The sequence below is a fragment of the Companilactobacillus halodurans genome, from assembly GCF_009600985.1.
Taxonomy (GTDB): domain Bacteria; phylum Bacillota; class Bacilli; order Lactobacillales; family Lactobacillaceae; genus Companilactobacillus; species Companilactobacillus halodurans.
The window spans coordinates 1-14916 of the sequence record NZ_VDFP01000012.1; the positions used below are offsets into that span (position 1 = coordinate 1).

Here is a 14916-nt window from a genome sequence, read left to right on the forward strand (position 1 = left end):
GTCGAACATCTAAAGGGCATGAATGGTGTCCTTTTTTGGTGTTCTTAAATGGTTATTACTAATAAATGGTATACAAAAATAAAGTTGATGGCAAAATACCTATCAACTTTATTTATCGTACAGCCAAGAAAAATAGGACCAGCAACCACTTTAACGATTGCTAGTCCTATTATTTATTTACTATTATTCTTCATCATTATTTGTATTATCTTCTGGTCTCATCGTTGGGAACAAGATGACATCACGAATTGATGGTGCATCTGTCAACAACATTACCAAACGATCAATTCCAATACCGAGTCCACCTGTTGGTGGCATACCGTATTCAAGAGCTTCAACAAAGTCGTCATCGATATGTTCAGCTTCATCATTACCCTCTTCACGTTCCTTAGCTTGGGCTTCAAAACGTTGTTTTTGATCGATTGGATCATTTAATTCAGTGAAGGCATTTCCATATTCATGACCAAGAATATAAACTTCAAAACGGTCAGTGAAATTAGGATTGTCTTTACTCTTCTTAGCCAATGGTGAAACTTCCAATGGATATTCATAAACAAAAGTTGGTTCCTTAAGAGTATCTTCAACGAACTCTTCAAAGAATTCAGCGATAATGTGACCAACGCCCCAGAATTCTTCATAGTGAACACCTTTGTCATCAGCTAATTTGCGAGCTTGTTCTAAGTCCATATCTTGGCTGAAATCGATGCCAGTTTGTTCTTTAATAGCATCAACCATCTTGATACGCTTGAAAGGCTTGCTTAAGTCAATATCTTCACCTTGATAAGTGAATTGCTCTGTTCCTAAAGCTTTATCAGCAGCGTGTCTGAAAAGTCCTTCAACTTCCTTCATAACATCTGTCATATCCCAGTAAGCAGCATATGTTTCAAGTGATGTATATTCAGGGTTGTGTTGTGTATCCAAACCTTCATTACGAAAAGCTCTTCCGATTTCATAAACACGTTCAAAACCACCAACGATCAATCTCTTTAATGGCAATTCCAAAGCGATACGAAGATACATTTGCATATCCAAAGCATTGTGATGAGTGATAAATGGACGGGCACTAGCACCACCGGCTTGAGTATTCAAAACAGGGGTCTCAACTGACATGAAACCTTCACCATCCAAATATTCACGAACAGCTGAAATAATCTTAGTACGTTTCTTGAAACGGTCAAAACTGTCTTGGTTAGCAATTAAGTCCAAATATCTTTGACGATAAATTTGTTCAACATTTGTTAAACCATGGAACTTATCAGGCAATGGACGCAATGCCTTAGCTAACATTGTTACATGAGTAGCCTTAACAGTTAGTTCACCCATATCAGTTTTCATGATTTCACCATGGATACCTAGGTGATCGCCAATGTCGGCACGTTTGAAGATATGGTAATTTTCTTCGCCAACGACATCTTTACGGACATAAATTTGAATCTTGCCGCTTCTATCGCGCAAGTCAGCAAAACCAACTTTACCCTTACCACGTTTGGACATCATACGACCTGCGATAACGCAAGGCAAGTCTTGTTCTTCAAGAACTTCCTTATCTTCATCGCCATATTTATCATGAATCTCTTGAGCCAAGGCTGTACGTTCAAATCGTGAACCGAATGGATCGACACCTTCGTCATAGAGTTCTTGAAGTTTATCGCGTCTGACCCGTAATTGGTCATTCATGACTCTCTTCTTCTTTATATCTTCTTTTGTTGGTTGCTTTTTCTTATTTTCGTTACTCAAAATTTTTCCCCCTGTCTACGAAATTTTTGAGGATCTCGCTTCTCGTTTTTCGTAACTTTCAACAAATTGATCTAACGTTTCAAACACTTCAGCCATAGAATTTTCATCCATCACTTTTGCACGTGTTCTAACTGCATGGGGAATTCCCTTTAGATAATATGCTGCTTGTTGACGAAATTCTGGAACACCAACATGCTCACCTTTTAAGTCTACCAGACGTTGGAGTTGAAGTTTAGCAATATTAATTTTTTCTGCCACACTTAATTCAGGTAGAATTTCTCCTGTCTCTAGATAATGGTTCATTTGCTTGAGTTTCCAAACATTGCCTAAGACAGCTCTTCCTACCATAACAGCATCTGTACCAACGTCAGTCAGCATAGTTTTAGCATCTTGAGGCGTTTTAACATCACCATTACCTATAAAAGGAACGTCTAGTCGTTGTGCAACTGTATGTAAAATATCCCAGTCAGCGTGACCAGTATACATTGCAGCTTTAGTACGGCCATGCATTGCAATCGCACTTGCACCACCCTCTTGAGCTGCCAAAGCATTTTCAGTTGCCAAAATATGGTCATCATCCCAACCGGTTCGCATTTTAACCGTTAAAGGTTTCTCAATTGCTGAACTGACAGCCTTAACTGCATCGTACAGTTTGTCTGGATCTCTTAACCAGCTGGAACCAGCTCCAGTCTTTGTGACCTTTTTGACAGGACAGCCCATATTGATGTCGATAATATCAGCACCAGTATTTTGATCTACGTATTGAGCCGCTTGAACTAATGATTCTTTAGTGCCACCAAAAATCTGAATACTAACCGGATGCTCTTTAGGATCGACGAACAACATTCCTAAAGTCTTATCATTTCGGTATTTGATTCCTTGTCCACTAATCATCTCACAGACGACCAAACCTGCTCCAAACTCCTTTGCTGTAACTCGAAAGGCGGAATTAGTTATGCCGGCCATAGGTGCAACGACTAATTGATTTTTAATCGTTACATTGCCTATTTTCCATTCCATAGTGTTTACCTCTGATTTTTTCAATTACAACTTGCAATAATAACAAACTATCTATCAGCATGGCAAATATGATTAGTCTTTTGTATCAATAATTTCTTTCAAATCATTTTCGCTAAACTCATATTTATTGCCACAGAACTTGCAAACAGCCTCTGCACCATGATTTTCATCAATCATTGATTGTAATTCTTTTGTATTTAAAGTAGCTAATGATTTAGAAAATCTTTCCTTTGAACAATCACATTTGAATTGAATTGGCATATCTTGGAGATATTTCATATCGACGCCATGCATCACTTTTTCCATAACATCTTTATTACTTAAGCCTTCATTTAACAATGTTGAAAGATTAGGAATAGTTTTTAAATTATCTTCAATTTGTGTAATATCTTTATCCGTTGCTCCTGGTAAAGTTTGAACTAGGAAACCTCCAGCAGCTCCAACTGTCTCGTTGGGATTTACGAAAACAGATACTCCAATAGCAGATGGAATTTGTTCTGACTTAGCCATATAGTAGGCAAAATCCATTCCAATTTCACCCGAAACTAACGGAACTTGCCCTGTAAATGGTTCTTTCAGGTGTAAATCCTTGGTGATGCTTAAAGTACCATTAGTACCAACAGCAGATGCAACATCAATATGTCCATCTTCTTTTGCCTTTAAACTGACATGAGGATTAGAAATGTATCCTTTAACGTTTCCTTGAGCAGTAGCATCAACAACAATACTACCAACTGGTCCATCGCCTTGAACTCGAGTCGTTAAAACTTCATCTTCCTTTAAAGTTGAAGTAGCAATTAAAACCGAGCCAATCATCGTTCTACCTAAGGCAGCACTAGAGTTTCTCCAAGTATCATGTCTTTTTTGAGCTTCTTGAACAGTTTCTGTTGCATTAACAACGTAAGCTCTAAATTTACCGTTAGTAGACACTGCTTTCGTTAATGTGTCTGTCATATATAGTTCCTCCGTTCAAAAAAGCGACTCTCGCGAGTCGCTTTTTCTTATTGTTATTGATTATCTTTATTATTATCGCTGTTGTCAGCATTTTTGTTTGAATCATCTGAATTAGATTGATCTGAATTAGTTTGGTTCGTATCAGATTGACTAGAATCCGTTTGATTAGAATCAGACTTAGTTTGACTTGAATTGTCAGCATCTGAATTAGTTTCAGAAGTTGATTCGTTATCCTTATGTTCAGAAGGATAAACATCCTTGTCAAGGTCCATGTCTTCAAGCTTTTCAGAATCTTTCTTACCAGTTTCTTCATTCTTTTGCTTAGCAACATCTTTAGCTTCAGCAGCCTTCTTAGCTTCTTCAAAGGTTGCAGCACTTTCACTTGGGAATTCTTGGTTTGGATCATTATCTGGCATCTTACCAGTATTATACAAACTTAAGATTTCCTTTTCGTCAAGTGTTTCATACTTCAAAAGAGCTTCAGCAATAATCTTGTGTTGTTCACGGTGTGTTTCGATGATTTCTCTAGCACGTTCGTGATCTTCATCAATAATGCGTTTAACTTCTTGATCAATTGCCTTAGCAGTATCTTCAGAATATGAAGGTAATTGACGATAGTTACCACCACTGAATGGTTGACCATTCTTTTCAAGTTGAACAGTACCTAAGCGGTCTGTCATACCATATTCAGTAACCATTGTCCGGGCAATTTGTGTTGCCTGTTCAAAGTCATTTGAAGCACCAGATGAAGGTTGGCCAACAATAATTTCTTCAGCTGTACGACCACCTAATAATCCAGTGATTTGTTCATTCAAATCCTTTTTACTTGCAAGGTTTTGATCATCCTTAGGAAGCATGATGGCATAACCACCAGCACGTCCACGAGGTACGATTGTAACCTTTCTAACAACTCGAGAATCGTTCAATACTAAACCAATCAAAGCATGTCCTGCTTCGTGATAAGCAACAGTATGACGTTCCTCTTGAGGAATAACACGATTCTTTTTAGCTGGACCGGCAATAACACGGTCTTCAGCTTCATCCAAGTCAGTAGCATCAATCTTATGCTTACCACGTCTTGCAGCAACTAAAGCAGCTTCGTTTAGTAAGTTTTCTAGATCAGCACCAGCAAAACCTGGAGTTTGTTGAGCAATAGCCTTTAAATCAACATCATCAGCAAGTGGCTTGTTCTTGGCGTGAACCTTAAGAATAGCTTCACGGCCCTTAACGTCAGGACGACCAATAAGAATCTTACGGTCAAAACGGCCTGGACGCAATAGAGCTGGATCAAGAACATCAGAACGGTTAGTAGCGGCCATAACGATGACCCCTTCGTTACCTGTAAATCCATCCAATTCGATTAATAATTGGTTAAGGGTTTGCTCACGTTCATCATTACCACCACCGGTACCAGAACCACGTTGACGACCGACGGCATCAATTTCATCAATAAAGATGATTGATGGAGCATCTTTTTTGGCGTTTTCGAACAGATCACGTACACGTGATGCACCAACACCAACGAACATTTCAACGAAATCTGAACCAGAGATAGAATAAAATGGAACTTTAGCTTCACCAGCAACAGCCTTAGCTAGTAAAGTTTTACCTGTCCCGGGAGGACCCTCAAGTAGAACACCAGCTGGAATTCTTGCTCCCAGAGAAACGTACTTCCTAGGATCTTTTAGGAATTCAACAACTTCAACAAGTTCTTGTTTTTCCTCTTCAGCACCGGCAACATCGGAAAATCTAACTTTATTTTTCTTTGGATCTTCAGGTTTGACCTTAGATTTACCAAAGTTCATGACACGGTTTGCGCCACCACCTTGGCCTCCACGGCCCATCATTGCAAAGATTATAAAGAAGAATAATGCAAACGGAACAACCACCGTCAGAATCAACGAAATCCACTGACCTGATTGCGACTTAGGAGCTGCTGTTGTCTTAACATCCTGAGCTGAGGCAGCGTTATTGATTCTCTTTAACGTATCATTGTTGGGCAGAACAGTTGAACTAAATGAAGTTACTTCACTAGTAGTTGTGGATTGAGAACGGCTGAATAGTGACACGGAGCGTGTCGTTTCAGCTTTTTGAGCTTTCTTGTACTGACCAGTTACTTGATAAGCTCCCCCAATGGGTTCTAGCTTGAAACTCTTCACTTTGCCTTGCTTCAATTGTGTAATGAATTGGTCTTGGCTTAACGTTTTAGATTGGTCTGAGGATTGACCACCAGCAAACCAACTTGCTGCAAGAACCAAAACAACAAAGAGCAAGATGTAAAACAGGCTATTATTAATTAACCTATTTCGATTATTTTTCATACATTTCCTCCTAAATTACTTAGACGATACATATTGTAACATTGGTGAACAGTAACACAATAATAATTGTAACTCTATCTTAATTATTTTGTGCTATAGACCTCTGGTTTTAAAACGCCCACATAAGGTAAATTACGATAATGTTCATTGTAATCCATTCCATAGCCTACAACGAACTCATCTGGAATTTGAACTCCGACATAATCGACCTTGACGTGCTTGATTCTTCGAGCTGGCTTATCTAAAAAGGATACGATTTTAATTGATTTAGCATGTCGCGCATTAAATAGCTCGGTCAAACGGTCCAAAGTATAACCGGTATCAATAATATCTTCCACTATAACGACATCTCGATCACGAATCGAAGTATCCAAATCCTTGATGATTCTCACATCGCCAGTAGTAACTGTATTTTCGCCGCCATAACTTGAAACATCCATAAAGTCGTATTCCATTTGAATATCAAGCTCTTTAACTAAATCCATCATAAACATCGCTGCACCACGCAGGATACAAACAAAAAGAGGATTCTTTCCACGATATTCTTCCGCAAGCTCTTTTCCAAGACGTTTATTGGCTTCTTCTATTTGTTCTTTTGAAACCAAAACATTTTTTATATCTGAGTTCATTCTTTTACTCCATCCAAGTTAATTTGGTAATGTTTATTACCTTTTTTTAAATAATCACTCATATTATAGATTTTTTCAACCCAAACAATCTGATTATCAAATAATAAAACTAAATAATCATTACGTTTATATTCAGGTATTTTCTCATTTATAAATCTTTTACTTAATTTTTGATGTTGACCATTGGATAGGAGCAATTTATCACCATTCCTTCTGGTCCTTAAGGTGATTTTTTCTGGTTTTTTATCAACCGTTATTGAGAAATCAGTTTCATCTTCCGTCACAGTTACTTTCCTGTGATTTAAAGTAGCCACTCGATTCAAGTGAAGCTCGACCTCTGTAAGATTTTTTGTCGAAATCTTTTCAACGACGAATTGATCGTAACTACGAATAAAGCGCCATGAATCCTCTAAATCAATCGAAGCATTGGCAGAATCATTGGTTAAAATACCGATAATTTGATTGATTTGTTTATTGCTGATGGAAATATCCAATTGCCGTTTAGCAAAAAAATTACCCCAAAATAAAGTTTGTTGAAAATGGTCCAATTTTAAAACCGGCTTGATTTTTCCTTTAATTATTCGTGCATCATCAACTAATATCATGGCTTGTTCGATTTGACTAAATTGCTTTTGAGCTAAATCGATCAAAGCCATCAATTGTTGATCAAAGAAACGAAAATGAGCTAAGAGTTGCCCATTTTCCTTTTGCAATTCAGGGAAAATATTATTTCTCAGACGATTACGTAAAGTAATATTACTAAAATTAGTTTCATCTTGCACATGTTTGATATCGTGAATATCGCCATACTCTGCTAATTCTTTTTTAGAAAAGTCTAAAAGCGGTCTAATTATCTGGCCATTGCCAAAATTTCTCTGTTCTTTTAAGCTGATGATTTCATAAGCATTGCCGGACCGAATCATCTTCATCAAGATATTTTCTGCCAAGTCATTGCCATGATGAGCCGTCACCAAGGTATCAAAATGTTCTTGTTTCATAACTTCTTTAAAAAATCCATAACGAAATTCTCGAGCAGCAGCTTCCATCCCAACATCACGAGGCTTTTTATCCCACTTTTTCGTGAAAAATTGGTAACCATTTTTTTGGCAATTATCCTTGACGAATTGTACTTCGGATTTGCTCTCTGGTCGAAGATCATGATCAACATTAACGACGCCAAATTTATCAGTCGGTAAAATTTGGGCAATGACATTCAATAAAACCATTGAATCCACGCCGCCAGAAACAGCTACTAAGATTTTCTTAGCTTGGAAACGTTCTAAATTTCTTTTGACAGTACCTACAATTCTTTTATCAATTAGCATTTCAAATTCTCCTAAAATTAAAAAGGCTGAGACAATGTCTCAACCCCTCCGATGAAATATTAACTACGACGACCTCCACGGCCACCACGTTTTCCTTCGGTATTCTTTTTAAGGATACTCAAACGTTCTTCACTTTCTTTCATGAAGCCCGACATCATATCATCAAAACTTTCAGGTTTATGTTGCTGTGGTTTTCTATCATTTCGATCATGTGAACGATGTGAATGATACTTTGGCTTAGGTCTATCGGTTGCTTGCTTAATCGATAATGCGATTTTATGATCCTTTTCATTAAGAACTAAAACTTTAACAGTATCGCCAACGCTTAGCACATCGTGAATATCTTTGACGTATCCATCAGCAATCTCACTGATGTGCACCATTCCGCTTTGTCCTTCTCCGAGGTCTACGAATGCCCCAAAATTTGTAATTCCAGTTACTTTACCTTCTGTTTTAGCTCCTACTTCAACTGTCATCTAATTAAAAATAATTCCTTTCCCTATTTTTGAATCGTAGTGGTCTTAACGTCGTCAGGTAAATTGTAAATTTGTTCGCCTGATTTACTATACATATACTTCTGGCGAATATATTTTTCCAAATAATTCGTATCATGAAGTTGACTAACTTCCAATTTTAAATCACTCTGAGTCGATTTCTGTTTGCTAAGCTTTTGCTTGCTAACTTCAATCTGATCCATCGTATTAGCGTACGTCCTGTGGGCATTAAAAATTTGCACGCCAAATACTATTAAAATAATCGCAAAAATAATCCCAATCATCGCAATTCTTCTGCGATGTACTTTTTTGACATAATTGTTCCGATTAGGATTTGGAGATTTTGATTTCTTCGGTTGTAAAACCGAAACATTGGAATTTAGTTTACGTACTTCCATACCACTACTCCCCTAGAATTGATTACCTTGAGTATAACAAGTTTATGCGCTTATTTGAATAATAAAATTGTTAATTTTAATCTATTTCAAACATTAATTATATTTCTTCGTACATATCTTCAGATTCAGTTTTCTTAGTTGTTTCTTTGATGTTAAGAACCTTGATTTTCATAGTTCTTTCACCAAAATGCAATTCAATAACGTCACCAACAGAAACGTCAGTAGACGATTTGGCAACTCGATCATTGATTAAAGCTCGACCATTGTCGGTGAATTCTTTAGCAACGGTTCTACGCTTGATAATTCGACTTACTTTTAAAAATTTATCTAACCTCATATTTACTCCCTAATCTTCATAAATTTTGTAATATATTTTCCCATGGGTAAAATTTCCCATTCTTCTTTAGTTAACATTTGCCAATGCTTCGTCAAACTCAAATAAATCAAGGCTCCAATCGGTATGGCAATAATGTTTATCAACACGCTGCTTGGGCGATTGACAATTACGGCCATTGATAAAAGCTTAACGATTATTTTAACAACTATTGCCATGATTAAACCAACTTTTATCAGTGAAAGGATAAATTTTTTATCCAACGATAAAAATTCACGATTGAAATTATAAATTATTAAGATACCAAACAAAATTACGCATTCGCTTAGGACAGTGGCCATTGCTCCTCCAGCTATCCCAAACTTTGGAATCAAAATAATATTCAAAGCTATCTTGGCTAACAAAGACATTCCAAAAAGAATTAGTTTATGAACATTCTTTTCGTCATCCCCACTAGTCACAGCAATCAATAAGTTGATAAATGACACAATCATTATCGACAACATGTAAATGGCTAATGATTTTGAACCACTAGCATCTGTAAAAAGCATTGTATTGATTTGAGGCATTAAGGCAATTAAGCCAGCAGTTTCTGCGACTGATAGCCATAAGCACACTCGAACCATCTTTTGAATCGTACTCTTATTTTGTTTGAGACGATTGGTTTCTTTTAATTGCGGCATGATAGTCGAAACAAATGACAATGACAAAACAATGCCCAATTGCAACAACGGCTGTCCACGATCAAAGATACCTTTTTGAATCTCTGCTTGATTTAAATTAATTCCGGCGTGCATTAATAGCCGCAACATTGAAAATAAATCAATGAACTGGTAAAAAATCGTTATTCCAGTAAAAACAACGATTAAAACCACTTCTAAGACTAGTCCATGTTCCAATTTGATTGGGTGATGGGACTTTTTATCCTGATGCAATTTTGCTTTATCCAATTTAGACTTATCTTTTAAAAACCAGATAACTAAAATGAAGACTGCAAAAATCCCACCAATAAAGGCTCCTGAGTTAGCCCAGGTCCCCATTTTGTAGACATCAAAAACTCCGCGTCCAAACAGTAAAGCACTGCCAATTATGATTACGATTCGCACCAATTGTTCAGAAACTTGCGAAATGGCACTTGGTTCCATAATCAAATTGCTTTGAAAATATCCACGCAAACTAGCTTCAAATGGAACTAGTAAAAATGCTAATGAGACTGCTCGCACTTCAGGATATAAATTAGGATCTCCCATTAAAAAAGCGAGATACTTCGCATAAAACCACAATAACCCTGTAATGACGACGCAGCTTACTAATAATAGGTTAAATGTCTTTTTCAATAGGTTATGTTTCGCAATTATTGTATCCTGCTGTGCAAAAGTCTTTGAAATAACGACTGGCAATCCCGAAAGCGCCAAGACAGAAAAAATCCCATAGAGAGGATAAACCTGTTGATAGATGAAATAGCCCCGATCCCCAACGATATTTTGTAATGGAATCCGATAAATAGCACTCAGCAGTTCTGAAAACAGCGATGCTATCGTCAAAATCCAGGTCCCCTTTATCGCCCTAGACACTTCTTTTTGCATATTATTTTTTAATTTTTTCTTTCTTTAATTTATCAAAATCCTCGGCCATTTTTTGAGCAAAGTTTTTCAGCTGGTCAAACCACTTATCCTTATCAACGCTTCCTGAATCCAGCGTGATTGTGAAGCCACCGTTCTTATCGCTGACTTTAGCTTTCATCGTTGTATTGCTTAAGAATTTGAAAACTAAATCACCTGTTAAGTAATCGTTAGCTTTTTGAGAGAACTTAAAATTGATCATCCCATTACGCATGATGACGCTCTTTACTAAGGATTCATCAAAGGAATTCTTCAATAAACTAATGTCCAATAAATTAGCAACTTCTTGTGGATAATCGCCGAAACGGTCTAACAACTCTGATTTAACTTCTTGATAATTTTCAAGTGAATCAATCTGTCTGATTCGTTTATAAAGTTCAACTTTTTGTCTTTGATCAGTGATATAAGTCTCGGGAAGATAAGCTTCCAAAGCGAGATTAACTTCAGCATTCGTCTTTTCAGCTTTCGTGTGGCCACGTTTTTTAGCCACAGCATCGTTTAACATTTGTGAATACAAATCAAAACCGACTGAATCGATGAAACCGTGCTGTTGTTTACCTAACAAATTACCAGCACCACGAATCGACAAATCTCGCATAGCAATCTTGAAACCAGAACCTAATTCAGTGAAGTTCTTGATGGCTTCAAGTCTTTGTTCGCCGACTTCCGTTAGAACTTTATTAGGACGATACATCAAGTAAGCATAAGCCACTCGATTCGACCGACCGACACGTCCTCTGATTTGATAAAGCTGAGATAGACCATAACGGTCAGCATTCTCAACAATCAAAGTATTGGTATTAGGCATATCGACACCAGTTTCAATAATGGTCGTGGTTACTAAGACATCATAGTCGCCTTCCAAATAGTCAGAAATCACGCCTTCCATTTGGGTCTCGTTCATTCGACCATGCGCTGTGGCAATCCTTGCATCTGGAACTAAAGCTTGCAATTGATCGGCCACTTGTTCCATATCTTCAACTCGATTGTGCAAGTAAAAGACTTGACCGCCACGAGCCATTTCACGTTTGATAGCTCCAGCAATCACTTGATAATTTTGTTCCATAACATAAGTTTGAACTGGATAACGATTGCTTGGTGCCGTTTCAATCAAAGACAAATCACGAACGCCTAACATCGACATATTTAAAGTCCGTGGAATTGGCGTTGCCGTCAAAGTCAAAACATCGACATTTGCCTTTAATTGCTTGATCTTTTCCTTATGTTTAACACCAAAACGTTGTTCCTCATCAATAATCAACAAGCCGATATCGCTGAATTTAACATCTTTTGAAAGCAAACGATGCGTTCCCACAATAATATCTAAAGAACCATCTTCCAAGGCTTCAATAGTTTCCTTACTTTGCTTACGAGTTTGAAATCTCGAAAGAATTCCGATATTAACTGGAAAGCCAGCAAAACGGTCTTTCATTGTCTCATAATGCTGTTGAACTAAAAGCGTCGTTGGTGCTAAGAAGACAACTTGCTTACCTGCTTCAACCGCCTTAAAAGCTGCTCTTAAAGCAACTTCTGTTTTACCAAAGCCAACATCCCCAACTAAAAGTCGATCCATTGGATGAGGCTTTTCCATATCACGCTTGATTTCATCGACTGACCTTAATTGATCCGGCGTTTCTGGATATGGAAAGGCGTTGTCAAAATCATGTTGCATCTGGTCGTCTTTAGGAAAAGCAAAACCTTTTTCAGCTTCACGTTTTGCATAAAGATCAATCAAATCATCTGCAATATCTTCAATATTAGATTGAACCTTCCGCTTAGTTTTTTGCCATTCATTGCCACCAAGCTTATTAACTCGAGGAGACTTTCCTTCAGCTGAAACATATTTTTGAACCATGTCCAATTGTGAGACTGGAATAAACAAACGACCATCGTCACGGTATTCAATCGTGATGTAATCTTGATGCTTGCCATCGACTTCCATTGTCTGCATACCGATAAATTTACCGATACCATGATTGACGTGGACAACGTAGTCGCCTGGTTTCAATTCGTTATAACTCTTTAATCGTTCAGCGTTAGCCAAAGTTTGATGACGACGTTTCTTTGGTTGACGATTGAATAATTCTTTTTCGGTAATGATTGCCAATTTTTCTTCAGGCATTTCAAAACCAGAAGAAAGCCCTGCATTCATCAGTTGAGTCGTTTGTGCTAACACTTTATCTTCAGTCGTTAAAGTCGCCTTAATACCGAAATCAACCAAGGTATCGTTGATTGCATTGATTCGTTTATCATTGCTGATCATTAAAATTACGGTATACGCTTGCTTTTGCCAACGTTCCACTTCTGATTTTAATAGAGGCATCTGACTGAAAAATTGCTGCATTGAACGCACGGAAACATTTTCCAATTGATTCAAGCGGATATGCCCCATACCTTGCTGGAATGCAGATAGATAAATTTGTCCATGAACGTCTTTTTTGATCAATTCATTGAAATCTTGACGAATCTTTTGTTCTGGCAAAGCTTTACCGAACTCTAATTGACTAGCTAGCCAAGATTGATTTTCGGCTTTACTATCATTTGATTGCTCGACCAAACGATTGAATTCATTAAAGATAATCAGGTCATCATCCGTTAAATAATCTAATAAACTGCTAGGACGTTCAAAAATATAGTCAGCGATTCGACCAACATTTTCTGGACGTATCCCTTCTGATAATTCTTCAATCGTTTGACCAAAAGAAACTTCCAAATTATTTTTAGTATCTTTATCAGCTGCTTCTAGTTGACGTTGGTAGCTCTTTTGCAGTTTTTGCAATCCAGATTCCACTTGTTCGTCAGTGATGATTCGATCTTGAGCTGGCAAAATTGTAATTTGGTCAACTGAATCCATGCTGCGTTGCGTCTCTGTATCAAAGAACTTGATTTCTTCCACTTGATCGCCAAAGAAATCAATTCTAACTGGATTATCGACATCTAAAGGATAAATATCGACAATATCGCCACGGATAGCAAAATCGCCAGGTTTAGCAACCAATTTATCCTTGACGTAACCCATTTGTACAAATTGTTGATTCAAATTTTCTAAATCATATTCAGCATCTTTTTTGATGTCTAATTGTGCATTTTGAAATAACGCTTTAGCCGATAATTCATATTCCAAACCAGCGACTGAAGTGACGATAATCCCCGGTTTATCACTTGCTAAAAAGCTCAATGAATCTAGTCGTTGGCTCAATTCATCTGGTGAACTAGTAGCTAATTCAGTTGAAATCGATTCTTCAACTGGAAAAATATGAACTAGCTCGCTATCCAAATAGTTCAAATCATCATAGAGCTTGTTTGCATGAAAATTTGTGTTTTCCACCATTAAAACCTTTTTATCGGTTTGTTTTAAAGTTTCCAATGCAAAAAGGGAAATCGTCGATCCCGTCAAACCAGTCAACAAGTTCTTCGTTTTGGGCTTGACTTGATTAATAAATTCCCCAAGGTTTAGCTTATTAAAAATGAAATTTATTAAATTCAATTTTTGCCCCCCTTTATCGTTAATTTAATTATATTTATTCATCAATTGATTAATATCGGTACCGTCGACCCAGTCCTTGACCATATCAACTGCTTGATCGATGCCGGATAATGCCACTGGTGCTTGGTCTTTTGAAAACGGCGTTAGAACCCAATTAACGACTGATTGTCTATCAGGATGTTGGATACCAATTTTAATACGATTAAAGTCTTTTGTTCCTATAGAAGAAATTATACTCTTAATCCCATTATGTCCACCAGCAGAACCCTTGGTTCTTAGTCGAACTTTACCAATTTGCATGTCGAGATCATCTTGGATAACCATCAACTCGCTAGGTTTTATTTGGTAGTAACCCATCAAAAAGTTAACTGCTCGACCTGATTCATTCATAAATGTCAAAGGTTTAACTAGAAAAACTGTTTCCCCAGCGACTTTGAATTTGCAATATTGTGCTTCAAAGTCTTTTTTCATTTGTGTCTGGCCATACTCGTCCATTAATTTATCAATCGTCATAAAGCCCATATTATGCTTGGTGCGATCGTATTTCTTTCCAGGATTTCCTAAGCCAACGATTAGTTTCATATTTAATACCTCA

The 14916-nt window shown here is 37.2% G+C and carries 12 protein-coding genes; all 12 read right to left on the reverse strand.

What is annotated here, in order from left to right:
- Positions 1 to 183: 183 nt before the first annotated feature.
- Positions 184 to 1677, reverse strand: coding sequence for a lysine--tRNA ligase (lysS, locus tag FHL06_RS06995; RefSeq protein ID WP_153385583.1), 1494 nt, complete (start codon positions 1675 to 1677; stop codon positions 184 to 186).
- Positions 1678 to 1752: 75 nt separating this feature from the next.
- Positions 1753 to 2757, reverse strand: a complete 1005-nt coding sequence (gene dusB, locus FHL06_RS07000) for a tRNA dihydrouridine synthase DusB (protein ID WP_153385514.1) — start codon at positions 2755 to 2757, stop codon at positions 1753 to 1755.
- Positions 2758 to 2829: 72 nt separating this feature from the next.
- Positions 2830 to 3711, reverse strand: coding sequence for an Hsp33 family molecular chaperone HslO (gene hslO, locus FHL06_RS07005; RefSeq protein ID WP_153385515.1), 882 nt, complete (start codon positions 3709 to 3711; stop codon positions 2830 to 2832).
- A 53-nt stretch (positions 3712 to 3764) separates the two neighbouring features.
- Positions 3765 to 6032 (reverse strand): ATP-dependent zinc metalloprotease FtsH, encoded by a 2268-nt coding sequence (gene ftsH / locus FHL06_RS07010; RefSeq protein ID WP_153385516.1) that lies wholly within the window; start codon positions 6030 to 6032, stop codon positions 3765 to 3767.
- Between the two features lie 83 nt (positions 6033 to 6115).
- Complete coding sequence (hpt, locus tag FHL06_RS07015; RefSeq protein WP_153385517.1) at positions 6116 to 6661, reverse strand: hypoxanthine phosphoribosyltransferase; 546 nt, start codon at positions 6659 to 6661, stop codon at positions 6116 to 6118.
- Entirely contained in the window at positions 6658 to 7986 is a 1329-nt protein-coding gene (gene tilS / locus FHL06_RS07020) for a tRNA lysidine(34) synthetase TilS (RefSeq protein WP_153385518.1), read from the reverse strand. The genes hpt and tilS overlap by 4 nt, the downstream gene beginning before the upstream one ends.
- A gap of 59 nt (positions 7987 to 8045) precedes the next feature.
- A complete protein-coding gene (locus FHL06_RS07025) occupies positions 8046 to 8462 on the reverse strand; it encodes a S1 domain-containing RNA-binding protein (RefSeq protein ID WP_153385519.1) in 417 nt (138 codons plus the stop codon).
- A 23-nt stretch (positions 8463 to 8485) separates the two neighbouring features.
- Entirely contained in the window at positions 8486 to 8878 is a 393-nt protein-coding gene (locus FHL06_RS07030; protein ID WP_153385520.1) for an FtsB family cell division protein, read from the reverse strand.
- A gap of 97 nt (positions 8879 to 8975) precedes the next feature.
- Positions 8976 to 9215 carry an RNA-binding S4 domain-containing protein gene (locus tag FHL06_RS07035; protein ID WP_153385521.1) on the reverse strand — a complete coding sequence of 80 codons (240 nt, stop codon included), beginning with the start codon at positions 9213 to 9215 and terminating at the stop codon, positions 8976 to 8978.
- A 2-nt stretch (positions 9216 to 9217) separates the two neighbouring features.
- Positions 9218 to 10798 (reverse strand): putative polysaccharide biosynthesis protein, encoded by a 1581-nt coding sequence (locus FHL06_RS07040; RefSeq protein WP_153385522.1) that lies wholly within the window; start codon positions 10796 to 10798, stop codon positions 9218 to 9220.
- Between the two features lies 1 nt (position 10799).
- Positions 10800 to 14321, reverse strand: coding sequence for a transcription-repair coupling factor (mfd, locus tag FHL06_RS07045; protein ID WP_153385523.1), 3522 nt, complete (start codon positions 14319 to 14321; stop codon positions 10800 to 10802).
- A gap of 24 nt (positions 14322 to 14345) precedes the next feature.
- Positions 14346 to 14903 carry an aminoacyl-tRNA hydrolase gene (gene pth, locus FHL06_RS07050; protein WP_153385524.1) on the reverse strand — a complete coding sequence of 186 codons (558 nt, stop codon included), beginning with the start codon at positions 14901 to 14903 and terminating at the stop codon, positions 14346 to 14348.
- Positions 14904 to 14916: the final 13 nt, after the last annotated feature.

Coding starts and splice junctions, on each gene's coding strand:
- lysS (WP_153385583.1), bottom strand. CDS start 1,677: ATGAATGACCAATTACGGGTCAGACGCGATAAACTTCAAGAACTCTAT.
- dusB (WP_153385514.1), bottom strand. CDS start 2,757: ATGGAATGGAAAATAGGCAATGTAACGATTAAAAATCAATTAGTCGTT.
- hslO (WP_153385515.1), bottom strand. CDS start 3,711: ATGACAGACACATTAACGAAAGCAGTGTCTACTAACGGTAAATTTAGA.
- ftsH (WP_153385516.1), bottom strand. CDS start 6,032: ATGAAAAATAATCGAAATAGGTTAATTAATAATAGCCTGTTTTACATC.
- hpt (WP_153385517.1), bottom strand. CDS start 6,661: ATGAACTCAGATATAAAAAATGTTTTGGTTTCAAAAGAACAAATAGAA.
- tilS (WP_153385518.1), bottom strand. CDS start 7,986: ATGCTAATTGATAAAAGAATTGTAGGTACTGTCAAAAGAAATTTAGAA.
- FHL06_RS07025 (WP_153385519.1), bottom strand. CDS start 8,462: ATGACAGTTGAAGTAGGAGCTAAAACAGAAGGTAAAGTAACTGGAATT.
- FHL06_RS07030 (WP_153385520.1), bottom strand. CDS start 8,878: ATGGAAGTACGTAAACTAAATTCCAATGTTTCGGTTTTACAACCGAAG.
- FHL06_RS07035 (WP_153385521.1), bottom strand. CDS start 9,215: ATGAGGTTAGATAAATTTTTAAAAGTAAGTCGAATTATCAAGCGTAGA.
- FHL06_RS07040 (WP_153385522.1), bottom strand. CDS start 10,798: ATGCAAAAAGAAGTGTCTAGGGCGATAAAGGGGACCTGGATTTTGACG.
- pth (WP_153385524.1), bottom strand. CDS start 14,903: ATGAAACTAATCGTTGGCTTAGGAAATCCTGGAAAGAAATACGATCGC.